This is a genomic window from Variovorax sp. 160MFSha2.1 (genome assembly GCF_048305075.1).
Lineage (GTDB): Bacteria > Pseudomonadota > Gammaproteobacteria > Burkholderiales > Burkholderiaceae_C > Variovorax > Variovorax guangxiensis.
In genome coordinates, this window is sequence record NZ_CP157624.1 from 3,137,052 (window position 1) to 3,162,409 (window position 25,358).

Here is a 25,358-nt window from a genome sequence, read left to right on the forward strand (position 1 = left end):
CCTTCGAGGGGGCAACACCTGCAGCCCGGCGAAGCCGGTTCTGCAGTGTTTCCCGAAGAAGAGGTGGGCGGCAATCGCAGGGGTGACCGTCAGGGGGCAGATGGGGGAACGTAGCCCTGGGCCACGTCGGCGCCTTCGCCGAAGAAGTGCTTTTCCATCTGCCGCGCCAGGTACTGGCGGGCGCGCAGATCGGCAAGGTTCAGGCGGTTTTCGTTGACCAGCATGGTCTGCTGCTTCAGCCAGGCAGCCCAGGCTTCCTTGCTGACGCTTTCCCAGATCCGCTTGCCCAACTCGCCGGGGTAGGGCGGGAAGTCGAGACCTTCGGCTTCTTTGCCGAGCTTGATGCACTGAACCATGCGTGCCATTTCTGTTGCCTTTTGAACGGGAAAAGTGGGGATACGGGAAAAAAAGCGGGAAAGGGCTGCTTAGTTGATTTGGCTATTTAGAACTGAAAACTTGGTCGTTCCAGTTTCTATATGTCGTATTGAGAATACGCAGCTTCATCGATATGCATTTTCAGAGCAAGACACCATGAGCCTTCGCCGCGACTTTATCAAGCTTTCCCTGGGTGCCGGCGTGGCCGGTGCCATGGCCCTGTCGGCGTTGCCGACGTTCGCGCAGGGCGCCGCGGCGGCCAAGGGCCCCGTGACGCTGCTGAATGTGTCGTACGACCCGACACGCGAGCTCTACGTGGACTACAACCAGGCTTTCGCCAAGTACTGGAAGGCCAAGACCGGCCAGGACGTGACGGTCAAGCAGTCGCACGGCGGCTCGGGCAAGCAGGCCCGCTCGATCATCGACGGCATCGACGCCGACGTGGCCACGCTGGCGCTGGGCGGCGACATCGACGCGCTGGTTTCGCACGGCGGCTTGGTCAAGGCCGACTGGCAGAAGCGCCTGCCGCACAACTCCGCGCCCTACACCTCGACCATCGTGTTCCTGGTGAAGAAGGGCAACCCCAAGGGCCTGAAGGACTGGGACGACCTGGTCAAGCCCGGCGTGCAGGTGATCACCCCGAACCCCAAGACCTCGGGCGGCGCCCGCTGGAACTACCTGGCTGCGTGGGAGTTCGCCAAGCGCAAGTACGGCGGCGACGCGAAGGCCAAGGAATACATCGGCAACCTGTTCAAGAACGTGCCCGTGCTCGACACCGGCGCGCGCGGCGCGACCATCACCTTCGTGCAGCGCGGCGTGGGCGACGTGCTGCTGGCCTGGGAGAACGAAGCCTTCCTGGCGCTGAAGGAATTCGGCCCCGAGAAGTTCGAGATCGTGGTGCCGTCGATCTCCATCCTGGCCGAGCCCAGCGTGTCGGTGGTCGACAAGGTCGTCGACAAGAAGGGCACGCGCGCCGTCGCCGAGGAGTACCTGAAGTACCTGTACTCCGACGAAGGCCAGGACATCGCGGGCCGCAACTTCTACCGCCCGACCTCCGAGAAGGCCAAGGCCAAGTACGACAAGCAGTTCCCCAAGCTCACGCTGGTGACCATCGACCAAGCCTTCGGCGGCTGGGCGAAGGCCGACAAGGAGCACTTCGCCGACGGCGGCTCCTTCGACCAGATCTACACAGCGAAACAAAAGTAACCCCCCCGGCCGCGCGCACTTCGTGTCGCTTCGCCCACCCCCTGCCGGAGGGCGGGCCGGCCGCTTCGGGCGGCCGTGCGCGGCGGCCCCGCGAATTCGCGCTTTTTTTCATCGAACTGAGGTTTTCCGTGTCCGTTCTCCTGATTGCCGGTAGCCCGACGGCCCCGTCCCGTTCCACCGCCTTGCTCGACGCGGTGGGCGAGCGGCTGGCCCGGCGCCATGCGCGGATCGAGCGGCTCGCCGTTCGCGAACTGCCGGCGCAGGCGCTGCTCCTGGCCGAGTGGAACCATCCGGCCATCGAGCGCGCCATCGCCCAGGTGGCGGCGGCCCGCGTGATCGTGGTGGCCACGCCGGTCTACAAGGCGGCCTACAGCGGCCTGCTCAAGGTTTTTCTCGACCTGCTTTCGCAGAACGCGCTCAAGGGCAAGACGGTGCTGCCGCTGGCCACCGGCGGGAGCCCGCACCACATGCTCGCGCTCGACTACGCGCTGCGGCCCGTGCTGCAGTCGCTGTCGGCGCGCCACATCCTTCCGGGCGTTTACGCCAGCGAATCGCAGATCGCGCTGACGCCCGAGAACGCCTACCAGGTGCACAACGACCTGGCCGAACGACTCAACGAGGCCGTCGAGGTACTGGCCACCGAGGGCCTGAAGCTGCCGGCGACGCACGGCTTCGAGCCGGTGCCGTTCTCGCGCGTGCGATGTAGCGTCTGAAAGCACGGGCCGCGCGCCAGCGCGAGCCCGGCTTTTTCGGAACTCTTCCTCCGGTCATCCCGCTTCCCTTTTTGAACACCGCCTGTGCGCGGTGCGGGACAGCCTTTGCCTTTCGTTTCGCAACACCAAGGAACCCACGCATGACTCCCGTTGCCACCGAAGACTCCGTGCTCGACACGACCCCGCGCTCCCTCTGGCATGCGCTGGGCGACCTGGCCGCGAGCGTGATCGTCGTCAGCGCCGTCGCGCTGATCGTGAGCTTCATCGCCGCTGCCTGAGCGCGCGGCCAACACAGTCGAAAGCCTTCTCATGACACTGATCTCCGCACCCCGCCGCCGCCTGCTGCAGGGCGTTGCCGCTGCCATTGCGCTGCCTTCGTTCGGTGTACTGGCGCAGTCGCCGGCGCGCCAGTTCCGCATCGGCCACCAGAAGGGCTACCTCACGCTGCTCAAGGGCCGCGGCACGCTCGAGAAGCGCCTCGCGCCGCTGGGCGTGAGCGTGAAGTGGACCGAGTTCACCGCCGGCCCCGTGCAGCTCGAGGCGCTGAACGTCGGCTCCATCGACTTCGGCGACGTGGGCGAGGCGCCGCCGATCTTCGCGCAGGCCGCCGGCGCGCCGCTGGCCTACGTGGGCGCGACCGTGCAGCGTCCGCAGTCCGAAGCGGTGCTGGTGCCCAAGGGCTCGGCCATCAAGACGGTGACCGAACTGAAGGGCAAGAAGATCGCGCTCAACAAGGGCTCGAACGTCCATTACTTCATCGTCAAGCTGTTCGAGAAGCACGGCCTCTCCTACGCCGACCTGAACCTGGTCTACCTGCCGCCTGCCGACGCGCGCGCGGCCTTCGAGAAGGGCTCGGTCGATGCCTGGGTGATCTGGGACCCCTTCCTGGCCGCCGCCGAAAAATCGCTCGACGCACGCGTGCTCGCCGATGCCACGGGCGTGGTCGGCAACCGCGCCTACTACTTCTCGTCGCTGGACTACGTGGCGAAGAATGCCGACGTGCTGTCCATCGCGATCGAGGAACTCAACAAGGTGGACGCATGGGGCGCCTCGAACAAGGGCGAGCTGGCCGGTGAGCTCGCCGCTCTCTGGGGCCTGCCCAAGCCCGTGGCCGAACTGTCGGTAAACCGTTCGGCGTACGGCACCACGCCCATCACCAAGGCCATCCTGGCCGAGCAGCAGAAGATCGCCGACACCTTCTTCGAGCTGAAGCTGATCCCGAAGAGGATCAACGTGCTCGAAGCGGCCGGCGCGGGAGTCGCGTGATGCAGATCTTCTGGTTCCTCCCCACGCACGGCGACGCCCGCTACCTCGGCACCAGCGAGGGCGCGCGCCCGATCGACCTGGCCTACCTGCAGCAGATCGCCGGCGCGGCCGACAACCTCGGCTACGAGGGCGTGCTGATACCGACGGGCCGCTCCTGCGAAGACCCGTGGGTCATCGCCTCCAGCCTGATCGGCGCGACGAAGAAGCTCAAGTTCCTGGTGGCGGTGCGCCCCGGGCTGCACCAGCCCAGCCTGGCCGCGCGCATGGCAGCGACCTTCGACAGGCTCTCGGGCGGGCGCCTGCTCGTCAACCTCGTGACGGGCGGCGACCAGGCCGAGCTCGAAGGCGATGGCGTGTACCTGGACCATGCCTCGCGCTACGAGCAGTCGGCCGAGTTCATCCGCATCTGGCGCGAGATCATCGCGCGTAGCCACGACGGGCAGGCCTTCGACTACGAGGGCAAGCACCTGAGCGTGAAGGGCGCGAAGCTGCTCTACCCGCCGGTGCAGAAGCCGTATCCGCAAGTGTGGTTCGGCGGCTCTTCGGCGGCTGCGCACGAGCTGGCGGCGGAGCAGGTCGATGCCTACCTCACCTGGGGCGAGCCGCCCGCCGAGGTCGCGAAGAAGATCGCCGACGTGCGGGCGCGCGCCGAGCGCAAGGGCCGGCGGGTCGAGTTCGGCATCCGCCTGCATGTGATCGTGCGCGAGACGGAAGACGCCGCCTGGAAGGCCGCCGAGGAACTCATCAGCCGCGTGGACGACGAGACCGTGATCCGCGCGCAGGCCGCCTTCGCGCGCATGGATTCGGAAGGACAACGCCGCATGGCCGCGCTGCACGCGGGCGGCGCCAAGCGCACACGCGCCGAGCTGGAAATCGCGCCGAACCTCTGGGCCGGCGTGGGCCTGGTGCGCGGTGGTGCCGGCACGGCGCTGGTGGGCGATGCGAAGACGGTTGCGGCGCGCATCGAGGAATATGCGGCGCTGGGCCTGGATAAGTTCATCCTGTCGGGCTACCCGCATCTCGAAGAGGCCTACCGCTTCGCCGAGCTGGTGTTCCCGCTGCTCTCGCGCAGGGCGAAGACACGGCTGGCGGGCGGCTCGCTGAGCGGCCCTTTCGGCGAGGTCGTCGCCAATCTCGATGCGCCTTCGCGCCTCGTCTCCCAAAGTTGAAGGACTGCCATGACCGAACAGGTTCAGGAACTGCCGGCGGTGGTGCCGGCGGAGAACGCGGGCAACAACGCATTCAAGGCCTTCGCCGTCAGCGTCGCGAAGCGGCTGGTGCCGTGGCTGGTGCCGGTGGGGCTCATCGTCTTCTGGCAGATCGCCTCGTCGCTGGGCTGGCTCAGCACGCGCGTGCTGCCGGCGCCGGTCGACGTGGTGAAGGCAGCGTGGAACCTCACGGTCTCCGGCGAGCTGTGGACGCATGTGAAGGTCAGCGCGGGCCGGGCGCTCGCGGGGCTGGCCATCGGCGGCGGCGCGGGGCTGGTGCTGGGGCTGCTCACGGGTTCGGTGAAGTTCTTCGAGACGCTGCTCGACTCCACCATCCAGATGGTGCGCAACATCCCGGCGCTGGCGCTGATTCCGCTGGTGATCCTGTGGTTCGGGATCGACGAGTCGGCCAAGCTCTTTCTCATCTCGGTGTCGGTGTTCTTCCCGATCTACCTGAACACCTTCCACGGCATCCGCAACGTCGATCCGCAACTCATCGAGATGGGGCGCACCTACGGCCTGTCGCGCTGGCAGCTGTACCGCGAGGTGATCCTGCCGGGCGCGCTGTCGTCGATCCTCGTGGGGCTGCGCTTCTCGCTGGGCCTGATGTGGGTGATTTTGATCGTGGCCGAGACGATCTCGGCGCAGGCCGGCATCGGCTACCTCACGATGAACGCCCGCGAGTTCCTGCAGACCGACATCGTGCTGGTGGGCATCCTGCTGTACGCGCTGCTCGGCAAGCTGGCCGACCTGTTCGCCCGCGGTCTGGAGCAATGGTGGCTGCGCTGGCACCCCGGCTACCAGAAGAAGGCGAAGTGAGGGCAGGGGAATGACGCATTCATCAGCCTCCATCTCCCGCCGCACCGCCATCGCGACGATCGCGGCGCTCGGCTCGGGCGCGGTGCTCGCGCAGGGCGTGGCCGCCCGGCCCGCCACCGTGCGCCTGGGCTACCAGAAGTCGTCGACGCTCATCGCCGTGCTCAAGGCGCAGGGCACGCTCGAGAAGCAACTCGCACCGCTCAACGCCGCGCTGAGCTGGCACGAGTTCACCAGCGGCTTGCCGCTGCTGGAGGCGCTGAACCTCGACAACCTCGACATCAGCGCCGACGTGGCCGACACCGTACCGGTGTTCGCGCAGGCGGCTGGTGCCGACCTGACCTTCATCGCGCAGGAAGCGCCGTCGCCCGCCGCGCAGGCCATCGTGGTGCGCGAAGACTCGCCGCTGAAAAACGTCGCCGACCTGAAGGGCAAGAAGATCGGCTTCGCGAAGGCGGCCGGTGCGCACTACCTGCTGATCGCCGCGCTCGACAAGGCCGGCCTCTCGTTCAAGGACATCGAGCCCGCCTACCTCACGCCCGCCGACGGCCGCGCTGCCTTCGAGAAGGGCGCGATCGACGCCTGGGTGGTGTGGGACCCGTTTCTCGCCGCGGCCCAGCGCCAGTCGAAGGTACGCGTGCTGGCCGACGGCGCAGGCATCGCCTCGTACCAGCGCTACTACCTCGCGAGCAGCAAGTTCGCCAAGGCGCGGCCCGACGTGCTGCGCGTGGTCTACGCCGAGCTGGAGAAGACCGGCCGATGGGTGAAGCAGAACCCGAAGGAAGCGGCCACGCTGCTGTCGCCGGTGTGGGGCCTCGACGCCGCCACCATCGAGCAGGCCAACGCCCGCCGCAGTTACGCGGTGCGACCGGTGGTGCCCGAGGTGCTGGGCGAGCAGCAGCGTATTGCCGATGCCTTCCTCACCGAGAAGCTGCTGCCCAGAAAGATCGATGCGCTGAACGTGGCGCTGTTCAAGCCCGGAGTCTGAAGAAACCATGAGTGCCGTACTGAAAGACATCCAACCCCTGGCTCGTTCGCACGAAGGCGTTGCGGGCGGCGTGCGCCTCGAGGCGCGCAACCTGCACAAGCGATATGGCGCGCGCGAGGTGCTGCGCAACACGCGCCTGACCATCGAGCCGGGCCAGTTCATCGCCATCGTCGGGCGCAGCGGTTGCGGCAAGAGCACGTTGCTGCGGCTTATCGCGGGCCTGGAGGAGCCGAGCTCCGGCGGCCTCTACACCGACGGCAAGGCCGTGAACGGCCTGCACGACGACACCCGCATCATGTTCCAGGAGGCGCGCCTCTTGCCATGGCGCCGCGTGCTCGACAACGTGACGCTGGGGCTGCCGAACGACGCCAAGGCGCGCGGCAAGGAAGTGCTGGCGCAGGTCGGCCTGGCCGATCGCGAGAACGAATGGCCGGCGCGCCTGTCGGGCGGCCAGCGCCAGCGCGTGGCCCTGGCGCGCGCGCTGGTGCACCACCCGCGCCTGCTGCTGCTCGACGAGCCGCTGGGCGCGCTCGACGCGTTGACGCGCATCGAGATGCACCGCCTCATCGAGAACCTGTGGCAGCGCCACCGCTTCACCGCGCTGCTGGTGACGCACGACGTGCAGGAAGCCGTTGCGCTGGCCGACCGCGTGATCCTGATCGAGGACGGGCGCATCGCGCTCGACGAGAACATCGCGCTGGCCCGTCCGCGCTCGCAGGGCGACCCGGCCTTCGCCGCGATCGAAAAACGAATCCTCGACAGGGTGCTGCAGAAGTCCGGAGAGACCGAAGCCGAGAGCACCGACGCCAGCTGGCTCGCCACGCCCGCGCACGCATTGCGCTGGGCGATTTGATGTCCACCCCCAGGCTTGCCCACTTCGTGTGGCCGCCAACCCCCTCGCCGGGGGCAATACCAGCGGCCCGGCAGAGCCGGTTCCGCGGTATTCCTGGATGAACCCGTCAGCCCGTTCTTTCCTTCAACCCTGAAAGGTATTCCGCATGTCGCAGAACTGGAAATTCGAAACCCTGTCGGTCCACGCCGGCTATTCGCCCGATCCGACCACCCGCGCCGTGGCGCCGCCCATCTACCAGACGGTGGCCTACGCCTTCGACAGCGCGCAGCACGGCGCCGACCTGTTCGACCTGAAGGTGCCGGGCAACATCTACACCCGCATCAACAACCCGACACAGGACGTGCTGGAGCAGCGCGTGGCGGCGCTCGAAGGCGGCATTGCCGCGCTCGCGCTGGCCTCGGGGCAGGCGGCTGTGACCTACGCGATCCAGACCATCGCCGAAGCCGGCGACAACATCATTAGCAGCACAGCGCTCTACGGCGGCACCTACAACCTGTTCGCCCACACGCTGCCGCAGTTCGGCATCACCACGCGCTTCGCGGACCACCGCGATCCGTCGAGCTTCGAGAAGCTCTTCGACGAGCGAACCAAGGCCGTGTTCGTCGAGTCGCTCGGCAACCCGGCGGGCAACGTGACGGACATCGCGGCCATCGCCGAGATCGCGCACCGCAACGGCGTGCCGCTGATCGTCGACAACACGGTGCCCTCGCCGTACCTGAGCCGGCCCATCGAGCACGGCGCCGACATCGTGGTGCACTCGCTCACCAAGTACCTGGGCGGCCACGGCACCAGCATCGGCGGTGCCATCGTCGACTCGGGCAAGTTCCCGTGGGCGGAGCACAAGCAGCGCTTCAAGCGCCTGAACGAGCCCGACGTGAGCTACCACGGCGTGGTCTACACCGACGCGCTGGGCCCGGCCGCCTACATCGGCCGCGCGCGCGTGGTGCCGCTGCGCAACACGGGCGCGGCCATCTCGCCGTTCAATGCCTTCCTGATCCTGCAGGGCATCGAGACGCTCGCGCTGCGCGTCGACCGCATCAGCGACAACGCGCTGCGCGTGGCGCAGCACCTGAAGACGCACAAGGCGGTGAAGTGGGTCAACTACGCGGCGCTCGAAGACCACCCCGACCATGCGCTGGCGAAGAAGTACCTCGGCGGCAAGGCCAGCGGCGTGCTGACCTTCGGCATCGGCTCGGGGCGCGAGGGCGGCGCCAGGTTCCTCGACGCGCTGAAGCTCTTCACGCGCCTGGTCAACATCGGCGACGTGCGCTCGCTGGCCACGCACCCCGCATCGACCACGCACCGGCAGCTCTCGCCCGAGGAGCTGGCCAGGGCCGGCGTGACCGAGGCCACGGTGCGCCTGTCAGTCGGCATCGAGCACATCGACGACCTGATCGCCGACCTCGACCAGGCGCTGGCGGCAGCATCGAACTGAATCAAAGCTTTCTCCTGAAGCCATGACCACACTGCTATCGATTCCCGAAGCCGCGCTGGACCAGCTGTTCCGCAAGGCCCGCACCGTGCACGCGTTCAAGCCCGTGCCGGTGACCGACGAGCTCATCCACAAGCTGTACGACCTCCTCAAGTGGGGCCCGACCGCCTTCAACGCCCAGCCGGCACGCTACGTGTTCGTGCGAAGCGAGGAGGCCAAGGCGAAGCTGAAGCCGGCCGTGTCGGCGGGAAACACCGCCCAGACGCTGGCCGCAGGCGTCACGGTGATCGTGGCGCAGGACACGCGCTTCTACGAGCACCTGCCCAGCCAGTTCCCGGCCTACGACGCCAAGCCGCTCTTCGAGAAGAGCGCCGAGGCCGCGCAGGCCACGGCCTTCCGCAACAGCAGCCTGCAGGGCGCTTACCTGATCCTGGCCGCGCGAGCGCTCGGGCTCGACGCGGGCCCGCAGTCGGGTTTCAACGCCGATCTGGTCGACAAGGCCTTCTTCCCCGATGGCCGCTATCGCGCGAACTTCCTCGTCAACCTCGGCGTGGCCGACCACGCCGGCACCTTCGAGCGCGGGCCGAGGCTGGCGTTCGACGACGTGGCCGAGATCGTCTGAGCGCCGCCAGTCCGCCGTGCTTTTCCTCAACGAATTCCCTCATCAACCTGAAAGAGAACCCATCATGTCCATCCAAGCCATCAACGTCCGCAACCAGTTCAAGGGCAAGGTCCGCGAAATCATCCGCGGCGACGTCGTCTCCGAAGTCGACGTCGAAACCGCCTGGGGCATCGTCACCTCGGTCATCACCACGCGCTCGGTCGACGAACTGCAGCTGAAGGTGGGCTCCGACGTGGTTGCCCTCGTGAAGTCCACCGAGGTTTCGATCGCGAAGCTCTGACGGACCCTCGGGCATCTGCGACGACCCGGCGCCGATTGGCGCCGGGTTTTTTCGTTTGTGGGGTTTGTGTTTTCAGAGGTTTACCGAGTGTGGATTGATCGATCGTGCTGAATTTCTGAATTCATCATGATCTTTCAGTGACCTGAATTTTCTTTAAGGGCATCGCCATAGCATGCGCGCCGCGAGGCGCGGTCGGTGTCGTTTTTCGATGCATGGAAACGCCTCGTGAAGAGTCGTTAACCAATCAAAGATATTCAGGGAGGAACCGCATGCTCGTTGAGATTGACGAACATGGAATGATCAGCCACGCGCGAGTGAGACGTGCTCGCAGTCCACAGATCGAACGAGGGAAGAGGGCCGGGGCGATCACCGGCATCGTCGTGCACCAGACGGACGCCGATACTTCGGCGTCTTCGTTGAACAGCTACAAGCGGCCGAAGGCGAACGGGGCGCACTTTCTGATCGACAAGGATGGAACGATCTATCAGACGGCGGCGATTTATCAGAGGACGAATCATGTGGGGCCGTTGCAGGCAAGATGTCTGGCGATCCAAAAATGCAAGCCGCGAGATTTCCCTGCAAAGGTGGGCGCAGCCGAGATGCATCGCATTGAAATGCTCAAGGCGCCTGCCGATCGATATCCGAGCAATATGGAGGCTATAGGGATCGAACTGGTCGGAAGAGCCAAATTGCCCGCGGGGTTCAAAGCGCTCGGTGAAGAAGCAACATGGTCACTCGACAAGATACGAGGCAAGTACGGCATATTTGAAACGCCGACCGCAGCTCAGAATCAATCCCTCTCGTGGCTTGTCAACGCACTCCAGGGGTCGATGCAGATCGCTGCGGATGAGGTATTTCGCCATCCCGTTGTCAGCAGGAAGAATCTGACGGAGGCGCAAGGCGCGAACTGGACTCTGTCCACCCCCAAACCATGACCAGGACCAAGAACTCAATAACTGTCGCTGCGCTAGCTGTGGCGGCAACCGCATTCTCGGTACACGCTGCCGACGGGCGCTATCCGGTCACTTATGTGCAGAAGGTGGAAATCACGCACCCTTCGCATCGAAGCGCGTGGGAGAACAAAGACTTTCTGGACTGCGACGACGTTGTTCTGACAGAAGAGGATGTTTTCTACGCCTTGCGGCACATGCGCAGAATTTCGTGGAAATCCTACGACCCGGAAAATACGGATACCACAGGGTGTGAAGGAAAAACGCTCGTCACGTTCAAGAACGGAAAAATCCTCGCGATGGGCATCGAGCCGACCGGCCGAATCAGTACCGGGGAATTCGACGCAAAGATGAAGCCCACAGCGAGTCCACCGAGCTTCTACGAATGCGACCCGTGCAGGCAACGCAAGATGGCGCTTCTAAAAGATGCTCTGCATCGCGCGGACGAGCGACGGCTCAAGCGACTTGAGGCGGAAGGCAGGATTCCTCCCGGTGAGGCGGAAGTCCGGCTGAAGAGGAGCAAGGCTGAGCGAGACAAGCCCTGAGGGCCTGTCAACTCGGTTTTTCTGACGGCCCACTGCAGTGGGCTGATCGCACCAACACACTATGAAAAAGACCATCAACTTGATGACCGCAGCGGCGCTGCTCCTCGCCGCGGGAGTTTCAGCGGATGCCGCCGACAAGCGATACCCGATTGCTTATGTGCAGAAAGTGGAGATTACGGATCCTTCGCACCGGAACATCGCCTGGGAAAACAAGGACTTCCTGAACTGCGACGACGTCGTATTGACGGAGGAGGATGTTCGCTATGCCTTGCGGCACATGCGTAGAGTTTCGTGGAAAGGCTACGACCCTGAACAAGTGGTGGATGCCACGGGATGCGAGGGCGAGGCACTCGTTACGTTCAAGAATGGACGGGTGCTCGCCATGGGCATCGAGCCTACTGGGCGAATCGGCACGGCGGAGTACGACCGAAAGGCGGATATTGTCGCGGGGTCCACGAGCTTCTACGAATGCAGCCCCTGCCGGACACGCAAGATGGCCCTCCTGAAAGACGCACTGAACCGCGCAGACGAGCGAAGGCTCAAGAGGCTGGTGGCGGAGGGACAGCTCTCCGCCAGCGAAGCAGCGCGTCGCTTGAATTGGGCGCGAGTTCAGCGCGACAAGCCCTGACGCATCGACTGAAGCATGGCTTCCCCCGAAAACCCGCCACGGCGGGTTTTCTTTTGCCAGTCCTCCATCGGCGGCCCTCTTAGTCGCACAGCGCATTAGAAACTGCAAACACCTTCCTTCCACCCCCATCAGCCGCCTCGCAGAATCTTCCGGATCCCCCGAAAAAGGACCTCCGATGAGCGCCATTCTTTCTTCCACGATTCCCGCGCAAGCCGTGCACCACCACGAACTCGACATCGTCCGCCAGGCCGGCCACATTGGTGCAGAGGTGCGCGGCGTGCGCCTTTCGGGCTCGCTTCAGCCCGAGGTGTTCGGCGCCATCAAGGCCGCGCTGCTGAAGCACAAGGTGCTCTTCTTCCGCGGCCAGCAGCATCTGGACGACGCACAGCAGGAGGCCTTCGGACGCTTGTGGGGCGAACTGGTGCCGCATCCCACCGTGCCTTCGAGGGACGGCACACGGCTGCTGGAGCTCGACTCGCGCCACGGCGGCCGCGCCAATTCGTGGCACACGGACGTGACCTTCGAGGTCGCCTATCCGCAGGTGTCGATCCTGCGGGCGGTGGTGATCCCGGCCCATGGCGGCGACACGGTCTGGGCCAACACGGTGGCGGCCTACGAGAGCCTGCCCGACGATCTGAAGGCGCTGGCCGACCGGCTGCGCGCCATCCACGGCAACGACTACGACTACGCCGCCACGCGCTCACCGGCCGATCTGGACGAGGAGGGCACGAAGCGCTACCGCGATGTCTTCACTCGCCGCCTGCTCGAGGCCGAGCATCCGGTTGTGCGCGTGCACCCCGAGACCGGCGAACGCAGCCTCGTGCTCGGCCACTTCGTGAAGCGGCTGGCCGGGCATTCCACGCACGATTCCGGCCATCTGCTGAACGTGCTCCAGAGCCATGTGCACCGGCTGGAGAACACGGTGCGCTGGCGCTGGACCCAGGGCGACGTCGCCATCTGGGACAACCGTGCCACGCAGCACTACGCGATCAACGACTACGGCGACCAGCACCGCGTGGTGCGCCGGGTGACCATCGCGGGCGACGTGCCGTATGGCGTGGACGGTGCGAAGAGCGTGGACCTGACGGCCCCGGCCGTGCGCGCGGCCGAAGCTGAAGGAGCCGTCGCCTGATCGCGCCTGAATCGATCCTTTACAACGGCTGGTTGTTAGAAATCGACTTTTCGGTTGTTTGAGCTTCGGCGCCCGGCTCCTACAGTGGTGGTTATCGCCACCAAGGCGTATCCAACGCACAACAGGAGCCTCACAGCATGCCAGTGGAAGTTGAAGAAGAAGTCATCGCCTTGCCCGAAGCACTCGAACAGGCGCGCGCCAGGGCCGCCGGCAGCAATCTGCCCTATGCGGGCGGCGTCGCGCCGCAGAAAGCCTGGGAACTGGTACAGAACGGCCAGGCCGTACTGGTCGACGTGCGCTCCGGCGAGGAGCGCAAGTTCGTCGGCCATGTGCCCGGCAGCCAGCACGTGGCCTGGGCCACGGGCACGGCGCTCACGCGCAATCCGCGCTTCGTGCGCGAGCTCGAAGCCAGGCTCGCGAAGGACGGCGGCAAGGAAGCCGTCGTGCTGCTGCTGTGCCGCAGCGGCAAGCGTTCCGCGCTGGCGGCCGAGGCTGCGGCAAAGGCCGGCTTCACGAACGTCTTCAACGTGCTCGAAGGCTTCGAGGGCGAGATCGATGCGCAGCAGCACCGCGGCGGCTCCGACGGCTGGCGCTTCCACAAGCTGCCGTGGGTGCAGGACTGAGACCGCACCCCACACGACATTTCTCCGGGAGGAACTACAGATGGCCCATTTCGAGGTGAGCGACATCGTGCGCGCACTGCATGGTGTGCGCGACGAGTGGCGCGATTCGCAGCGGCGTTCGCGCGAGCCCGGCGCGCGCGAGTTTCCGTCGCGCGATGCGCTCGCGCAGATCGTCGAGTCGCTCAAGGGCGCGCTCTTTCCGATGCGGCTCGGCCCGCCGGACCTGCGCCACGAGAGCGAGGACTTCTACGTCGGCCACACACTCGACTCGGCGCTGCAGGCGCTGCTGGTTCAGGCGCGGCTGGAGCTGAACTTCAATGCGCGCCACGAGCCACGCCCTGCCAGCGAAATCGACGATATCGCCACCGAGGCCGTGCGCCGCTTCGCGAATGCGCTGCCGGGCCTGCGCAGCCTGCTCGACAGCGACGTGCTCGCCGCCTACCAGGGCGACCCGGCCGCGCGCAGCGTCGACGAGGTGCTCCTGTGCTATCCCGGCGTGCTCGCAATGATCCACCACCGCCTTGCGCATGAGCTCTACAAGCTCGGACTGCCGCTGCTGGCGCGCATCGTGGCCGAGCTGGCGCATGCGCAGACGGGCATCGACATCCATCCGGGCGCGAAGATCGACGCGGGCTTCTTCATCGACCACGGCACGGGCGTCGTGATCGGCGAGACGGCCGTCATCGGCAAGCGCGTGCGGCTCTACCAGGCGGTCACGCTCGGCGCCAAGCGCTTCCCGACAGATACCGAAGGCAACCTGCAGAAGGGCCTGCCGCGCCATCCGGTGGTGGAGGACGACGTCGTCATCTACGCCGGCGCGACCATCCTCGGGCGCGTGACGCTCGGCAAAGGCGCCGTCATCGGCGGCAACGTGTGGATCACCGACGACGTGCCGCCGGGCGCGAGCGTCACGCAGGCCAGCCTGCAGAACGCACCGAAGGCAGGTGGCGTATGAAGGCGTTCGTCGAAGACTTCGGCGTGACCATCCGCCAGCTGCGCGAGGACAGGGGCTGGTCGCAGGAGGAACTGGCCGAGCGTTCCGATCTGAACCGCTCCTACGTTGGGGAGATCGAGCGCGGCCGCGTCATTCCATCGATCGTCACCGCGCAGAAGCTGGCCACCGCGCTGGGCATCAACATGGTCGGCCTGCTCATGCGCTGCGAGCAGTTGGAGCAGTCGCGTCTCGCGCGAAGGATCAACTTGGCGGCTATAGCCTGTTGAGGGAAAACCCGTGGCCGCCGGACACTGGCGGCCACTTTTTTCTCAACCACGAAAGCCTGATCCATGAGCGCAACAGTTGGTGGTACCACCGCCCTTGGCGACAACGCCGCAAGACAGCTGGCCAATGCCACCAAGACAGTCCCCCAACTCGAGACCATCAGCCCGCGCTGGCTGACGCACCTGCTGCAGTGGGTTCCGGTGGAGGCGGGCATCTACCGCGTCAACAAGGTCAAGAACCCGGAGGCCATCAAGGTCACCTGCACGTCGCGCGAAGAAGAGAACCAGCTGCCGCGCACCTTCGTCGACTACGAGGAGAACCCGCGCGAGCACTACCTGAACGCCGTGAGCACCGTGCTCGACGTGCACACCCGCATCTCCGACCTCTACAGCAGCCCGCACGACCAGATCAAGGAACAGCTGCGCCTGACGATCGAGACGATCAAGGAGAACCAGGAGAGCGAGCTCATCAACAACCCCGACTACGGCCTGCTGGCGCAGGTGAGCGAAGAGCAGCGCATCTTCCCGCTGACCGGCGCGCCCACGCCCGACGACCTCGACGAGCTGCTGGCCAAGGTGTGGAAGGAGCCGGCCTTCTTCCTCACGCACCCGCTGGCCATTGCCGCCTTCGGCCGCGAAGCCACGCGCCGCGGCACGCCGCCGCCCACGGTGAGCCTCTTCGGCTCGCAGTTCATCACCTGGCGCGGCATTCCGCTGATTCCGTCGAACAAGGTGCCGGTGGCCGATGGCAAGAGCAAGATCCTGCTGCTGCGCGTGGGCGACAAGCGCCAGGGCGTGGTGGGCCTCTTCCAGCCGGGTCTGTCGGGCGAGCAGGGCCCGGGGCTGTCGGTGCGCTTCATGGGCATCAACAACCACGCGATCGCGTCGTACCTGATCTCGCTGTACTGCTCGCTCGCGGTGCTGACGACCGACGCGCTGGCGGTGCTCGACGATGTCGAGATCGGCAAGTACCACGACTACGCCGACACCTACAAGTAAGCCGCTGTGAGCAGCATTCCATCGATCCCGGGCGAGGCGCCGTTCGACCCGGCGGTTCTCGCGCGCATGGCCAGCGCCATGTTCTCCGCACTGCCGGGCACGCCGCCCGACTCGGTGCCCGGCGTGGCGAACGGGCTGGTGCCGGGAGCGCAGTTTCCGGCCAACGTCGCGCCCGCGGGTTCACCGCTGGCGAGCCCTGCCGGCTTCGGGCCCAGCGTGCCGGGTGCGCCCTTCCCACAAGGGCAGATTCCGGGCGCCAACCTGGTGCCGGCATCGCCGACGCAGGTGCCTTCGCTCGCGAACCGCGCACCGGCGCTGGTGCCGCACGCGGTGGCGGGCAACGGCGTGCCGGACAGCGTGCTCTCGGTGGCGCCGGCCTTCGAGCCGCGCTCGGGTGGCACGGTGCAGGGCGTGCCGCAGCTGAATGGGGCAGTGGCACCGCAAGCCGCGGCTTCGTCGTTCTACTTCCTGGACAACGGCTACGGGCATCCGTCGGCCGGCGCGACTCCCGTGGTCTCGCCCCCTCTCCCGCTTGCGGGTGAGGACTGGGGTGAGGGCCAGCGGACGACGCAAGGTGCGGGGCTGCCCCTCACCCCAACCCTCTCCCCAGAGGGGAGAGGGAGTGAACCCCAGTTTTACTTCGTCGATGCGGTGCGCCTGCCCAGCGGCTTCGTCACGCCCGCCAAGCCCGATCCGCGCGGGCCCGGCGCCGTGCCGCTGGCCGGCAGCGGCCAGCATCCTCCCTTCGACATCCAGGCCGTGCGGCGCGACTTCCCGATCCTGCAGGAGCGCGTGAACGGCAAGCAGCTCGTGTGGTTCGACAACGCGGCCACCACGCACAAGCCGCAGTCGGTCATCGACCGCATCTCGTATTTCTACGAGCACGAGAACTCCAACATCCACCGAGCGGCGCACGAGCTGGCCGCGCGCGCGACCGACGCCTACGAGGGCGCCCGCGAGCGCGTGCGCAGGTTCATCAATGCGCCCGAGGTCGAAGAGGTGATCTTCGTGCGCGGCACCACCGAGGCCATCAACCTCGTGGCCAAGAGCTGGGGCGGGCAGCACGTGGGCGAGGGCGACGAGATCGTCGTGTCGAACCTGGAGCACCACGCCAACATCGTGCCGTGGCAGCAGCTTGCCGCCGCCAAGGGCGCGAAGCTGCGCGTGATTCCGGTGGACGACTCGGGCCAGGTGCTGCTCGACGAATACCGCAAGCTGCTGAACGACCGCACGAAGATCGTCGCCGTCACGCAGGTCTCGAACGCGCTGGGCACGGTGGTGCCGGTGAAGGAGATCGTCGAGCTGGCGCACCGCGCTGGCGCGAAGGCGCTGGTCGATGGCGCGCAGTCGGTCTCGCACATGCGCGTGGACGTGCAGGACATCGGCGCCGACTTCTTCGTCTTCTCCGGCCACAAGGTGTTCGGCCCGACCGGCATCGGCGTGGTGTGGGGCAGGCGCGAGGTGCTCGAAGACATGCCCCCGTGGCAGGGCGGCGGCAACATGATTGCCGACGTGACCTTCGAGAAGACGGTGTTCCAGCCGATCCCGAACAAGTTCGAGGCCGGCACCGGCAACATCGCCGACGCCGTGGGGCTGGGCGCCGCCATCGACTACGTCAACAAGATCGGCATCGAGAACATCGCGCGCTACGAGCACGACCTGCTGGTGTACGGCATGGCGCAGCTCGGCGCGATCCCGGGCGTGCGGCTGATCGGCACGGCGGCCGACAAGGCCAGCGTGATGTCCTTCGTGCTCGACGGCTACACCACCGAGGAGGTGGGGCAGGCGCTGAACGAGGAGGGCATCGCGGTGCGCACCGGCCACCATTGCGCGCAGCCCATCCTGCGCCGCTTCGGCGTGGAAACCACGGTGCGGCCCTCGCTGGCCTTCTACAACACCTTCGACGAGATCGACCGGCTGGTGGCGGTGGTGCGGCGGCTGGCGTCGCAGCGGCGCGCGGGCTGAAGACTGGTCAGTGAAGGTCAGTGCGTTGGCCCGAGGTGGCGGTTGAAGAAGGCCGCTACCTCGGCGTTGAGCGCCTTGTGAAAGGCGATTCGGTCGAAGCCGGGCGCATCGCGGCAGATTTCGATCCTGGCATCGAGCTGTGCCTGCGAGCACGGCGCGAGAAAACCGAAGTGCTCGGCCTTGTCGGCCACATGCCATTCGGGCGCCACGGGCAGGTTGCTGCGAACGGCGGCCACGCTCTCGGGCGTGACGCCGTCGCCGCCGTAGGTCGACGCCCAGAGCTCGATCGGGATCTTCACGTTCTTCAGGCCCCGGGCGTCGAAGAGCATGCCGAGCGGGTCGGCGATCACGGCCGCCGTGATGCGGGTGTCGTGCGTCAGCGGCGTGGCCAGCAGTTCCTGGAAGCCCTGCTTCACCCATTCGCACGCCTTGCCTTCGGGCTGCGTTGCGCACGGGGATGAGGGCAGCGGCGGCAGCCGCTCGAAGTCCGGGCGCGCTCCCGCGAGCACGAGGCCCGTGTAGCCGCCCCTCGAAAAACCGTAGAAACCGATCCGGTCGGCCGCGATCCTGCCGTGCGCGGGCCACTTCTGGAGCATGTGGTCGATCAGCCGCTTGATGTCGGTGGTTCGCGTCGCAAGCGCGACGATCCTGTCGTCCGGGCCGCCACGGAGCTGGAAGTTGTCTTGCGAATGGCTGATGGCCGCGACGATGAAGCCCGCGTCGGCGAGCGCCTGCGCCGTGTCGTGATGGCCGAGGAAGGAGCCGCCGTAGCCGTGCGAGATCACGATGAGCGGCAGCCGGGCGTTGCCCGGCGGGAGCGGACAGTCCCGCACGCCCTGGATCGTGTTGCGGCCCAGCTTGATTTCGCCCGCGGGTGCGGCGCACGGTGTCCATACGGCGCCCTGCATCGCCGGGCCTTCGCGGTCGGCAGGTATATCGATGGTGCCGAAGCCGGCGGCATGGGCGAACACCGCCGACAGGCATGCGGCGGCGAGGCAGAAGGGGCGCAGAAGATGGAGGAGGCGCATTGCCCCAGTGTGCGGCGCCAGCCGGTGGGCTGCTTAGCAGGCTTTGCGGTCTTCGCAGGCCGCCGCGCTATGCTTGCGATTGTTAACAACGTTGCCTGCCTTCGCATGTCCCTGTCCCAAGCTTCTTCTCCCGCGCCCCGGGCCGCCGACGAATCCTGCGACGTGCTGGTCGTCGGCGGCGGTCCCGCCGGATCGACCATCGCCACGCTGCTTGCACGGCAGGGCCGCAAGGTGGTGCTGCTGGAGAAGGCGCACCACCCGCGCTTTCACATCGGCGAATCGCTGCTGCCCGCGAACGTGGAGCTGTTCGACAAGCTCGGCGTGCGCGACCAGGTCGAGAAGATCGGCATGCCGAAGTTCGGCATCGAGTTCGTCTCGCCCGAGCACGAGCACCGCAGCTATGTGGAATTCGGCGAGGGCCTGGACAAGTCGCTCGACTCGGCCTGGCAGGTCCGCCGCTCGGAGCTGGACGAGCTTCTGTTCCGCAACGCCGCCACCTGCGGCGCGCAGGCCATCGAAGGCTGCAAGGTGCGCGACGTGGCCTTCGACGCCGAGGGCGCGACGGTCCAGGCCGAGATGGACGACGGCGCGCGCCATAGCTGGCGCGCCCGCTTCGTGGTCGATGCCACCGGCCGCGACACGCTGCTGGCCAACAAATTCCGCTGCAAGCAGAAGAACCCCGACCACAACAGCACCGCGCTCTTCGGCCACTTCACCAACGCCGAGCGGCTGGAGGGCAAGAAGGAAGGCAACATCAGCATCTGCTGGTTTCCGCACGGCTGGTTCTGGTTCATTCCGCTGGCCGACGGCACCACCAGCGTGGGCGCGGTCTGCTGGCCGTACTACCTGAAGACGCGCGACAAGCCGCTCAAGGAGTTCTTCTACGACACCATCGCGACCTGCCCGGTGCTGGTGGACCGCCTGAAGAACGCCACGCTGGTCGACGACGCGGTGCATGCCACCGGCAACTTCTCGTACTCCAGCACGCACGCCACGGGCGAGCGCTACCTGATGCTGGGCGACGCCTTCACCTTCATCGACCCGATGTTCTCCTCGGGCGTGTACCTCGCGATGCACAGCGCCTTCGACGGCGCCGAACTGGTGGCGACAGCGCTCGACAAGCCGGCCCAGCTGGCCGCGGTACGCAAGGGCTTCGAGGCCATGATGCGCAAGGGCCCGCGCGAGTACTCGTGGTTCATCTACCGCGTGACCAACCCGACCATCCGCGACATGTTCATGCATCCGGGCAACCCGTTCCGCGTGAAGGAAGGGCTGATGACGCTGCTGGCCGGCGACATCTACCGCGGCACGCCGATGCGCGGCCCGGTCGGCATGTTCAAGGTGCTGTACTACCTGATCTCCATCGGCAACATGCGCCGCACCTGGGAAGGCTGGAAGCGCCACCGCTTCAACATCCGCGACATGGGGATGCTGAAGGGCGAGACGATCCTCAAGTCGGACTGAGCGCCAGGGCCAGTGTCACCGCGTGGGCGGTGCCGGGTACGGGGCTGCTGAGCACGTCGATGCCCAGGTCGGCGAGCTTATCGGCCACGGGGGCCATCGAGGCCTGGGCCAGCACGACGACGTCGGCCTCGATTGCCGCCGCACGGATCGCGCCAGCCAGTGTCTCGATGTAGCGCGCGTGGGCTCCGGCTTCGAAATGCGGCCATGCGTCCTCGACGAACAGCAGGGCCGGCTGGACGGCGATTCCAGCGTTCTGTGCGGCGGAAAGAACGAGGGCCTTCGTAGGCGCCAGCGTGCTTTCGAGCGCTGCGGCGATCAGCACGCGAGGCCCGGTGCGAACGGCCTTGTCGGCCATGGCCCGGTCGATGCGCAGGGCTCTGAATGCATCGCCGGAGGGCGTGCGTTCCGCGATGGCGCCGATGGTCGAGCAGGTGCACACCACGACCTTTGCGCCGCCCGCGGCGGCTTCGCGCATCGCCTCGTTGACGCGGGCGATGAGGTCGGCGTCGTCGACGCCGGTGACGCGCGCGTCAGCCAGCAGCTCTTCGCGCACCACGTGCCGCACACGCAGAGTGGGAGCGTTCTCGCGCGCCAGCCGCTCGAATGTCGGCACGTGGACCTGTGCCGTGTGCAGGAAGGCGAGCGAGTCTTTCATCGGATCCTCAGACAGCCGCGGCAGCCTCGCGTGCGCGTCGCGCCTCGTAGGCCTTGAGGTGCACGTAGGCGGTGCGCAGCACGGTGGGCACCGTGGCGTTGCCGGGCGCTGCGCGGCTCAGCAGGTCGCCGACGATGTGATCGGCTTCCACGGCCGCGCCGCGCGCCATGTCCTTGTACATCGAGGCCGTCATCGGCGAGCCGGCTGCCGTGATGATGGCGCGGCCGCGCTGCACGGCGGCGGGGCGCGGCGCGAAGCCGTTGTGTGTGGCGATGGCGCAGCACTCGTCGAAGATCGACAACGCCACGTCCTGCCCGCCGGCGGCCACGATGTCGCCGATGGAGGCGTGCATCAGGCTGGTGAGGCCGGCGGCCGAGGCGATGAAGACCCACTTCTCCCACATGTCCTGCGAGATGTTCTCGCTGGCGGTGGCATCGAACTTCGCGCCGGCGAACTGCGCCGCGATGGCGTCGACCCGCGCCGAGCGGCCGCCCGAGCGTTCGCCGAAGCTCAGGCCGTGCATGTCGTTGAGATGCAGCACGCGGCCTTCGTCGTCGAGGGTGGCGGAGATCATGCACAGTCCGCCCAGCACGCGCTCGCTGCCGAATCGCTCGGCAAGCCTGTCGATGTGGCTCATGCCGTTGAGCAACGGGAGGATCACGGTGTTCGGGCCCACGGCTGGCGCGAAGGAGTCCATGGTCGAGCCGAGGTCGTAGGCCTTGCTGCCGACCACGATCACGTCGTAGGGGCCGTCGATGCCATCGGCCAGCACATGCTTCGGAGATGGCAACTGCAGGTTGCCGAAGGGGCTCTGCACCACCAGCCCGGTCTTGGCGAGCTGGGCCGCGCGGCGCGGGCGCAGCAGGAAGGTGACGTCGCGTCCCGCCTCCAGCAGACGGCCGCCGAAATAACCACCGAGTGCGCCGGCACCCACCACCAGAAATCTCATCGCGTTTCGCTCCTGTATTCGACAGAGGAAAAAAGACCGGCCGCGATGATGCCCGGGATCGCCGCAGCCTGCTTCGAGCGGGCGCTTTCCCCGGCTGTCGGCGGCGGGCAAATGGCAAGAGGTGGAACACGCGCGGGCGGTCCGGCACATGATGCGCGATGGCATCGCCCGGCAGGCCTGGGCGCAGGGCAGGTTCGACATGCCCCGAGCGCATCGATCGCGAGGCAGCGATCGGGTGCCACGGTGTAAATGCATGAACTTTTCCGGATAAGGTCTTGGGCGCTTCGCATAATCGCGTTCGTCATTTCCGACCCCCTCATCAAAGGAGCTTCACCCATGGCACAGACCCGCATCGCCGTCATCGTCGGCAGCCTGCGCAAGGATTCGTTCAACCACAAGCTGGCCCTCGCGCTGGCGCAGCTCGCGCCCTCGGACTTCACCTTCGAAAGCCTGCGCATCGACGACCTGCCGCTGTACAACCAGGACGACGACGCCAACCAGGCTCCTTCGGTGAAGCGCCTGAAGACCGAGATCGCGGCGGCCGACGGCCTGCTGTTCGTCACGCCCGAGTACAACCGCTCCATTCCCGGCGTGCTGAAGAACGCCATCGACCACGCCTCGCGCCCCTACGGCCAGAGCGCCTGGGCAGGCAAGCCGGCCGGCGTGGTCGGCATCTCGGTCGGCGCAATCGGTACCGCGCTGGCGCAGCAGCACCTGCGCAACATCCTGGCCTACCTCGACGTGCCCACGCTTGGCGCCCCCGAAGTGTTCCTGCAGGCCAAGGACGACCTGTTCGACGACAAGGGCCACATCGGCAACGAGGGCTCGAAGAAGTTCCTGCAGGGCTGGATGGACAAGTACGTGGCCTGGGTGAAGAGCCACTCGGCCTGAGATTCCGCGCAGGCCGGAACGAAAAAACCGCCCATCGGGCGGTTTTTTCATGGTGCGAGGCTGAACGTGCTCAGGCAGCCTGCGCGACGCTCTTCTGGTTCGCGGCTTCTGCCGTCGCCACCAGGATGTCGGCGCGGGCAGCCGCCAGGGCGCTGTTGCGGGCTTCGTCGCCCATCGCCACGCCCTCGGCGCGCACGATGCGCACGTCGGTGATGCCGAAGAACCCGAAGACTGCCTTGAGGTAGCTCTCCTGGTGTTCCATGGCCTGGCCGCCTTCGCTGGTCGAGTAGACGCCGCCGCGGCTGGAGGCCACGATGATGGTCTTGCCGCCGGCCAGGCCCACGGGGCCCTTGTCGGTGTACTTGAAGGTGCGGCCGACCTGACCGAGGCGGTCGATCCACGCCTTGAGCTGCGTCGGGATCGAGAAGTTGTAGAACGGCGTGCCGATGACGACCACGTCCGAAGCCAGGAACTGGCTCACGAGCTTTTCGGACAGGGCGTTTTCACGCGCCTGGGCTTCGGTGGGCTGGGCCTGCACGCCGACCTTGATGCCCAGCGCGTCGGCGCTGAAGTGCGGGGGGGCGTCGACGGCCAGGTCGAGGTACTCCACGGTGGTGTCGGGGTGGGCGGCGCGCCATGCGGTCACGATCTCGGCCGAGAGCAGGCGCGAGGTCGAGTTGGTGCCGAGGATGCTGGAGTCGATGTGGAGCAGCTTCATTTCAATCAATCACTTTCTGTGTTGGCTGTCGGCACTCAAAATCGGCCGGCGATGGCGTAATTCTATTTTTGGGTCGAGTTGCCGATAAGTAGCCAAAAATTGCATAGATCGTCCTGATTGCAGGACAATGGCCGCCATGCAGGACCTCAACGACATGGTTTTCTTCGCCGAAGTGGCCGAGCGCGGCGGCTTCGCGGCCGCCAGCCGGGCCTTGGGCATTCCCAAGTCGCGGCTCTCGCGGCGGGTGGCGGAGCTGGAAGAGCGCCTCGGCGTGCAGCTGATGCAGCGCAGCACCCGGCGGCTGTCGCTCACGCCGGCCGGCGAGATCTACCTGCGGCACGCTTCCGCGATGCGCGACGCGGCGCAGGCGGCGGCCGAGGCGGTGGCGCAGGTGCAGACCGAGCCCAGCGGGCTGGTGCGGCTGAGTTGCCCGGTCACCATCGCGCACAGCGGGCTGGCGCAGCTGATGCCGGTGTTCATGGAGCGCTACCCCGCGGTGCGCATCGACATGAAGGTGATCAACCGGCCGGTGGACCTGATCGAGGAGGGTATCGACATCGCGCTGCGCGTGCGGCCGGCCATCGAGGACAGCACGGTGCTGGTGGCCAAGACCTTCGGCTACAGCCGGGGCGTGCTGGTGGCGAGCCCGGGGCTGCTGGCGCGACACGGGCCGGTGCAGACGGTGGCCGACCTGGGGAAGCTGCCCACGGCGGCCATGTCGGTCAACGGGGAGGGGCGCAGCGACTGGCGGCTGGAAGGCCCGAACGGCGAGAGCCTCGTCCATTCGCACACGCCCCTCTATGTGGCCGACGACCTCGCCACGCTGCAGTTCGGCGCGCTGGGCGGCATCGGCGCGACCATGCTGCCCGACTACATGTGCCGTGCCGACGTGGAAGCCGGCCGTCTGGTACGGCTGCTGCCGGGCTGGGGGCCGCCGCCGGTGGTGGCGCACATGGTGTTTCCGGCGCGGCGGGCGCTGGTGCCGGCGGTGCGCAAGCTGATCGATTTCCTGATGGAACACCTGCAGAGCGCAGACATGCGGATGTTCTAGCGCCCGGCCGATCTGGGGCCGGGTTGCCCTCGTTATGCGGAAAACGTCATATCCAAACAAGCAGATATTCGTTTGGCATTGAAGCAAGGGTTCGCACAATCCGGGACTCCCATCCCCATCCAGGAGCGATCATGGCTACTCTGCGTCTAGGCGACACCGCCCCCAATTTCACCCAGGATTCCAGCGAAGGCCCCATCGACTTCTACCAGTGGGCCGGCGATTCGTGGGTCGTGTTCTTCTCGCACCCCGCCGACTTCACGCCCGTGTGCACCACCGAACTCGGCAAGACCGCGGCGCTGTCGGGCGAATTCGCCAAGCGCGGCGTGAAGCCCATCGCGCTGAGCGTGGACCCGGCCACCAGGCACAAGGAGTGGATCGGGGACATCAACGACACGCAGAACACCACGGTCAACTTCCCCATCATCGCGGACGCAGACCGCAAGGTGGCCGACCTGTACGACCTGATCCACCCGAACGCCTCGGCCACGGCCACCGTGCGCAGCGTGTTCATCATCGACCCGAAGAAGATCGTCCGCACGACCATCACCTACCCGGCGTCCACCGGCCGCAACTTCGACGAGATCCTGCGCGTGATCGACTCGCTGCAGCTCACCGACAGCCACAAGGTCGCCACGCCGGTGAACTGGAAGGACGGCGACGACGTGGTCATCATCCCGGCCATTCAAGACCCGGCCGAGCTCGCCGAGCGCTTCCCCAAGGGCTTCAAGGCCGTGCGCCCGTACCTGCGCATCACGCCGCAGCCGAACAAGTAAGCAAGCGGGC

Annotated in this window: 29 protein-coding genes; 24 read left to right on the top strand and 5 right to left on the bottom strand. The window is 66.6% G+C overall.

Annotated features, from left to right (window positions below):
• Positions 1-89: 89 nt before the first annotated feature.
• Positions 90-365, bottom strand: a complete 276-nt coding sequence (locus ABL838_RS14165; protein WP_126019332.1) for an oxidative damage protection protein — start codon at positions 363-365, stop codon at positions 90-92.
• A gap of 166 nt (positions 366-531) precedes the next feature.
• On the opposite strand from ABL838_RS14165, the gene ABL838_RS14170 reads away from it, so the two are divergent.
• From ABL838_RS14170 to ABL838_RS14265, 20 genes are all read left to right on the top strand, one after another.
• Positions 532-1,581 (top strand): sulfate ABC transporter substrate-binding protein, encoded by a 1,050-nt coding sequence (locus ABL838_RS14170; protein ID WP_184638257.1) that lies wholly within the window; start codon positions 532-534, stop codon positions 1,579-1,581.
• A 128-nt stretch (positions 1,582-1,709) separates the two neighbouring features.
• A complete protein-coding gene (ssuE, locus tag ABL838_RS14175) occupies positions 1,710-2,294 on the top strand; it encodes an NADPH-dependent FMN reductase (protein ID WP_126019337.1) in 585 nt (194 codons plus the stop codon).
• Between the two features lie 140 nt (positions 2,295-2,434).
• Positions 2,435-2,572, top strand: coding sequence for a hypothetical protein (locus ABL838_RS14180; protein WP_165909539.1), 138 nt, complete (start codon positions 2,435-2,437; stop codon positions 2,570-2,572).
• 31 nt (positions 2,573-2,603) lie between these two features.
• Entirely contained in the window at positions 2,604-3,560 is a 957-nt protein-coding gene (locus tag ABL838_RS14185) for a sulfonate ABC transporter substrate-binding protein (RefSeq protein ID WP_184638253.1), read from the top strand.
• Positions 3,560-4,729 carry an FMNH2-dependent alkanesulfonate monooxygenase gene (ssuD, locus tag ABL838_RS14190; RefSeq protein WP_418125692.1) on the top strand — a complete coding sequence of 390 codons (1,170 nt, stop codon included), beginning with the start codon at positions 3,560-3,562 and terminating at the stop codon, positions 4,727-4,729. Before ABL838_RS14185 ends, ssuD begins: the two co-directional genes overlap by 1 nt.
• 9 nt (positions 4,730-4,738) lie before the next feature.
• A complete protein-coding gene (gene ssuC / locus ABL838_RS14195; RefSeq protein WP_418125693.1) occupies positions 4,739-5,587 on the top strand; it encodes an aliphatic sulfonate ABC transporter permease SsuC in 849 nt (282 codons plus the stop codon).
• A gap of 10 nt (positions 5,588-5,597) precedes the next feature.
• Complete coding sequence (locus ABL838_RS14200; protein ID WP_418125694.1) at positions 5,598-6,572, top strand: aliphatic sulfonate ABC transporter substrate-binding protein; 975 nt, start codon at positions 5,598-5,600, stop codon at positions 6,570-6,572.
• A gap of 7 nt (positions 6,573-6,579) precedes the next feature.
• Positions 6,580-7,425 (top strand): ATP-binding cassette domain-containing protein, encoded by an 846-nt coding sequence (locus ABL838_RS14205; RefSeq protein WP_418120283.1) that lies wholly within the window; start codon positions 6,580-6,582, stop codon positions 7,423-7,425.
• Between the two features lie 145 nt (positions 7,426-7,570).
• Positions 7,571-8,860, top strand: coding sequence for an O-acetylhomoserine aminocarboxypropyltransferase/cysteine synthase family protein (locus tag ABL838_RS14210; protein ID WP_418125695.1), 1,290 nt, complete (start codon positions 7,571-7,573; stop codon positions 8,858-8,860).
• A gap of 22 nt (positions 8,861-8,882) precedes the next feature.
• Positions 8,883-9,479, top strand: a complete 597-nt coding sequence (locus ABL838_RS14215; RefSeq protein ID WP_418125696.1) for a malonic semialdehyde reductase — start codon at positions 8,883-8,885, stop codon at positions 9,477-9,479.
• Between the two features lie 64 nt (positions 9,480-9,543).
• Complete coding sequence (locus tag ABL838_RS14220) at positions 9,544-9,759, top strand: TOBE domain-containing protein (RefSeq protein ID WP_007829250.1); 216 nt, start codon at positions 9,544-9,546, stop codon at positions 9,757-9,759.
• Between the two features lie 269 nt (positions 9,760-10,028).
• On the top strand, positions 10,029-10,694 hold the full coding sequence (locus tag ABL838_RS14225) for an N-acetylmuramoyl-L-alanine amidase (RefSeq protein WP_418120285.1): 666 nt from the start codon (positions 10,029-10,031) through the stop codon (positions 10,692-10,694).
• Entirely contained in the window at positions 10,691-11,254 is a 564-nt protein-coding gene (locus ABL838_RS14230) for a hypothetical protein (RefSeq protein ID WP_418125697.1), read from the top strand. The genes ABL838_RS14225 and ABL838_RS14230 overlap by 4 nt, the downstream gene beginning before the upstream one ends.
• A 61-nt stretch (positions 11,255-11,315) precedes the next feature.
• Positions 11,316-11,882 (top strand): hypothetical protein, encoded by a 567-nt coding sequence (locus ABL838_RS14235; protein WP_418125698.1) that lies wholly within the window; start codon positions 11,316-11,318, stop codon positions 11,880-11,882.
• Positions 11,883-12,057: 175 nt separating this feature from the next.
• Entirely contained in the window at positions 12,058-13,014 is a 957-nt protein-coding gene (locus ABL838_RS14240; protein ID WP_418125699.1) for a TauD/TfdA dioxygenase family protein, read from the top strand.
• Positions 13,015-13,151: 137 nt separating this feature from the next.
• Entirely contained in the window at positions 13,152-13,637 is a 486-nt protein-coding gene (locus tag ABL838_RS14245; RefSeq protein WP_184638233.1) for a rhodanese-like domain-containing protein, read from the top strand.
• Positions 13,638-13,677: 40 nt separating this feature from the next.
• Positions 13,678-14,592, top strand: a complete 915-nt coding sequence (gene epsC / locus ABL838_RS14250; RefSeq protein WP_126019365.1) for a serine O-acetyltransferase EpsC — start codon at positions 13,678-13,680, stop codon at positions 14,590-14,592.
• Positions 14,589-14,858: a helix-turn-helix domain-containing protein gene (locus ABL838_RS14255; RefSeq protein ID WP_125950756.1), complete on the top strand. Its 270-nt coding sequence runs from the start codon at positions 14,589-14,591 to the stop codon at positions 14,856-14,858. The genes epsC and ABL838_RS14255 overlap by 4 nt, the downstream gene beginning before the upstream one ends.
• A 63-nt stretch (positions 14,859-14,921) precedes the next feature.
• The gene (locus tag ABL838_RS14260) at positions 14,922-15,854 is read left to right on the top strand and encodes a family 2A encapsulin nanocompartment shell protein (RefSeq protein WP_184638231.1); all 933 of its coding nucleotides are present in this window, start codon (positions 14,922-14,924) and stop codon (positions 15,852-15,854) included.
• A gap of 66 nt (positions 15,855-15,920) precedes the next feature.
• The gene (locus ABL838_RS14265) at positions 15,921-17,819 is read left to right on the top strand and encodes a family 2A encapsulin nanocompartment cargo protein cysteine desulfurase (protein WP_418125865.1); all 1,899 of its coding nucleotides are present in this window, start codon (positions 15,921-15,923) and stop codon (positions 17,817-17,819) included.
• 17 nt (positions 17,820-17,836) lie between these two features.
• On the opposite strand, the gene ABL838_RS14270 is transcribed toward ABL838_RS14265, so the two are convergent.
• Positions 17,837-18,847, bottom strand: coding sequence for an alpha/beta hydrolase family protein (locus ABL838_RS14270; RefSeq protein WP_418125700.1), 1,011 nt, complete (start codon positions 18,845-18,847; stop codon positions 17,837-17,839).
• Positions 18,848-18,952: 105 nt separating this feature from the next.
• Here ABL838_RS14270 and ABL838_RS14275 point away from each other — a divergent pair, with 105 nt between their 5' ends.
• On the top strand, positions 18,953-20,311 hold the full coding sequence (locus ABL838_RS14275) for an FAD-dependent oxidoreductase (protein ID WP_418120290.1): 1,359 nt from the start codon (positions 18,953-18,955) through the stop codon (positions 20,309-20,311).
• On the opposite strand, the gene ABL838_RS14280 is transcribed toward ABL838_RS14275, so the two are convergent.
• Positions 20,298-20,966 (bottom strand): Asp/Glu/hydantoin racemase, encoded by a 669-nt coding sequence (locus tag ABL838_RS14280; RefSeq protein ID WP_418120291.1) that lies wholly within the window; start codon positions 20,964-20,966, stop codon positions 20,298-20,300. The two genes, ABL838_RS14275 and ABL838_RS14280, sit on opposite strands and share 14 nt — an antisense overlap.
• 7 nt (positions 20,967-20,973) lie before the next feature.
• The gene (gene panE, locus ABL838_RS14285) at positions 20,974-21,915 is read right to left on the bottom strand and encodes a 2-dehydropantoate 2-reductase (protein WP_418120292.1); all 942 of its coding nucleotides are present in this window, start codon (positions 21,913-21,915) and stop codon (positions 20,974-20,976) included.
• A gap of 336 nt (positions 21,916-22,251) precedes the next feature.
• On the opposite strand from panE, the gene ABL838_RS14290 reads away from it, so the two are divergent.
• Positions 22,252-22,806, top strand: a complete 555-nt coding sequence (locus tag ABL838_RS14290) for an NADPH-dependent FMN reductase (protein ID WP_184638219.1) — start codon at positions 22,252-22,254, stop codon at positions 22,804-22,806.
• Positions 22,807-22,876: 70 nt separating this feature from the next.
• On the opposite strand, the gene ABL838_RS14295 is transcribed toward ABL838_RS14290, so the two are convergent.
• A complete protein-coding gene (locus tag ABL838_RS14295; protein WP_184638217.1) occupies positions 22,877-23,524 on the bottom strand; it encodes an FMN-dependent NADH-azoreductase in 648 nt (215 codons plus the stop codon).
• 136 nt (positions 23,525-23,660) lie between these two features.
• Here ABL838_RS14295 and ABL838_RS14300 point away from each other — a divergent pair, with 136 nt between their 5' ends.
• Both ABL838_RS14300 and ABL838_RS14305 read left to right on the top strand, forming a co-directional pair.
• Positions 23,661-24,575 carry a LysR family transcriptional regulator gene (locus tag ABL838_RS14300; RefSeq protein ID WP_126019381.1) on the top strand — a complete coding sequence of 305 codons (915 nt, stop codon included), beginning with the start codon at positions 23,661-23,663 and terminating at the stop codon, positions 24,573-24,575.
• A gap of 131 nt (positions 24,576-24,706) precedes the next feature.
• A complete protein-coding gene (locus ABL838_RS14305) occupies positions 24,707-25,348 on the top strand; it encodes a peroxiredoxin (RefSeq protein WP_126019383.1) in 642 nt (213 codons plus the stop codon).
• Positions 25,349-25,358: the final 10 nt, after the last annotated feature.

Excerpts from the sequence above, each read along its gene's own strand:
- ABL838_RS14200 (WP_418125694.1), top strand. The coding sequence starts at position 5,598 with ATGACGCATTCATCAGCCTCCATCTCCCGCCGCACCGCCATCGCGACG.
- ABL838_RS14220 (WP_007829250.1), top strand. The coding sequence starts at position 9,544 with ATGTCCATCCAAGCCATCAACGTCCGCAACCAGTTCAAGGGCAAGGTC.
- ABL838_RS14305 (WP_126019383.1), top strand. The coding sequence starts at position 24,707 with ATGGCTACTCTGCGTCTAGGCGACACCGCCCCCAATTTCACCCAGGAT.
- ABL838_RS14185 (WP_184638253.1), top strand. The coding sequence starts at position 2,604 with ATGACACTGATCTCCGCACCCCGCCGCCGCCTGCTGCAGGGCGTTGCC.
- ABL838_RS14210 (WP_418125695.1), top strand. The coding sequence starts at position 7,571 with ATGTCGCAGAACTGGAAATTCGAAACCCTGTCGGTCCACGCCGGCTAT.
- ssuC (WP_418125693.1), top strand. The coding sequence starts at position 4,739 with ATGACCGAACAGGTTCAGGAACTGCCGGCGGTGGTGCCGGCGGAGAAC.
- ABL838_RS14225 (WP_418120285.1), top strand. The coding sequence starts at position 10,029 with ATGCTCGTTGAGATTGACGAACATGGAATGATCAGCCACGCGCGAGTG.
- panE (WP_418120292.1), bottom strand. The coding sequence starts at position 21,915 with ATGAGATTTCTGGTGGTGGGTGCCGGCGCACTCGGTGGTTATTTCGGC.
- ABL838_RS14260 (WP_184638231.1), top strand. The coding sequence starts at position 14,922 with ATGAGCGCAACAGTTGGTGGTACCACCGCCCTTGGCGACAACGCCGCA.
- ABL838_RS14265 (WP_418125865.1), top strand. The coding sequence starts at position 15,921 with ATGGCCAGCGCCATGTTCTCCGCACTGCCGGGCACGCCGCCCGACTCG.
- ABL838_RS14290 (WP_184638219.1), top strand. The coding sequence starts at position 22,252 with ATGGCACAGACCCGCATCGCCGTCATCGTCGGCAGCCTGCGCAAGGAT.
- ABL838_RS14180 (WP_165909539.1), top strand. The coding sequence starts at position 2,435 with ATGACTCCCGTTGCCACCGAAGACTCCGTGCTCGACACGACCCCGCGC.
- epsC (WP_126019365.1), top strand. The coding sequence starts at position 13,678 with ATGGCCCATTTCGAGGTGAGCGACATCGTGCGCGCACTGCATGGTGTG.
- ABL838_RS14245 (WP_184638233.1), top strand. The coding sequence starts at position 13,152 with ATGCCAGTGGAAGTTGAAGAAGAAGTCATCGCCTTGCCCGAAGCACTC.
- ABL838_RS14280 (WP_418120291.1), bottom strand. The coding sequence starts at position 20,966 with ATGAAAGACTCGCTCGCCTTCCTGCACACGGCACAGGTCCACGTGCCG.
- ABL838_RS14165 (WP_126019332.1), bottom strand. The coding sequence starts at position 365 with ATGGCACGCATGGTTCAGTGCATCAAGCTCGGCAAAGAAGCCGAAGGT.
- ABL838_RS14270 (WP_418125700.1), bottom strand. The coding sequence starts at position 18,847 with ATGCGCCTCCTCCATCTTCTGCGCCCCTTCTGCCTCGCCGCCGCATGC.
- ABL838_RS14235 (WP_418125698.1), top strand. The coding sequence starts at position 11,316 with ATGAAAAAGACCATCAACTTGATGACCGCAGCGGCGCTGCTCCTCGCC.
- ABL838_RS14295 (WP_184638217.1), bottom strand. The coding sequence starts at position 23,524 with ATGAAGCTGCTCCACATCGACTCCAGCATCCTCGGCACCAACTCGACC.
- ABL838_RS14215 (WP_418125696.1), top strand. The coding sequence starts at position 8,883 with ATGACCACACTGCTATCGATTCCCGAAGCCGCGCTGGACCAGCTGTTC.
- ABL838_RS14170 (WP_184638257.1), top strand. The coding sequence starts at position 532 with ATGAGCCTTCGCCGCGACTTTATCAAGCTTTCCCTGGGTGCCGGCGTG.
- ssuD (WP_418125692.1), top strand. The coding sequence starts at position 3,560 with ATGCAGATCTTCTGGTTCCTCCCCACGCACGGCGACGCCCGCTACCTC.
- ABL838_RS14230 (WP_418125697.1), top strand. The coding sequence starts at position 10,691 with ATGACCAGGACCAAGAACTCAATAACTGTCGCTGCGCTAGCTGTGGCG.
- ABL838_RS14240 (WP_418125699.1), top strand. The coding sequence starts at position 12,058 with ATGAGCGCCATTCTTTCTTCCACGATTCCCGCGCAAGCCGTGCACCAC.
- ABL838_RS14255 (WP_125950756.1), top strand. The coding sequence starts at position 14,589 with ATGAAGGCGTTCGTCGAAGACTTCGGCGTGACCATCCGCCAGCTGCGC.
- ABL838_RS14300 (WP_126019381.1), top strand. The coding sequence starts at position 23,661 with ATGCAGGACCTCAACGACATGGTTTTCTTCGCCGAAGTGGCCGAGCGC.
- ABL838_RS14275 (WP_418120290.1), top strand. The coding sequence starts at position 18,953 with ATGTCCCTGTCCCAAGCTTCTTCTCCCGCGCCCCGGGCCGCCGACGAA.
- ABL838_RS14205 (WP_418120283.1), top strand. The coding sequence starts at position 6,580 with ATGAGTGCCGTACTGAAAGACATCCAACCCCTGGCTCGTTCGCACGAA.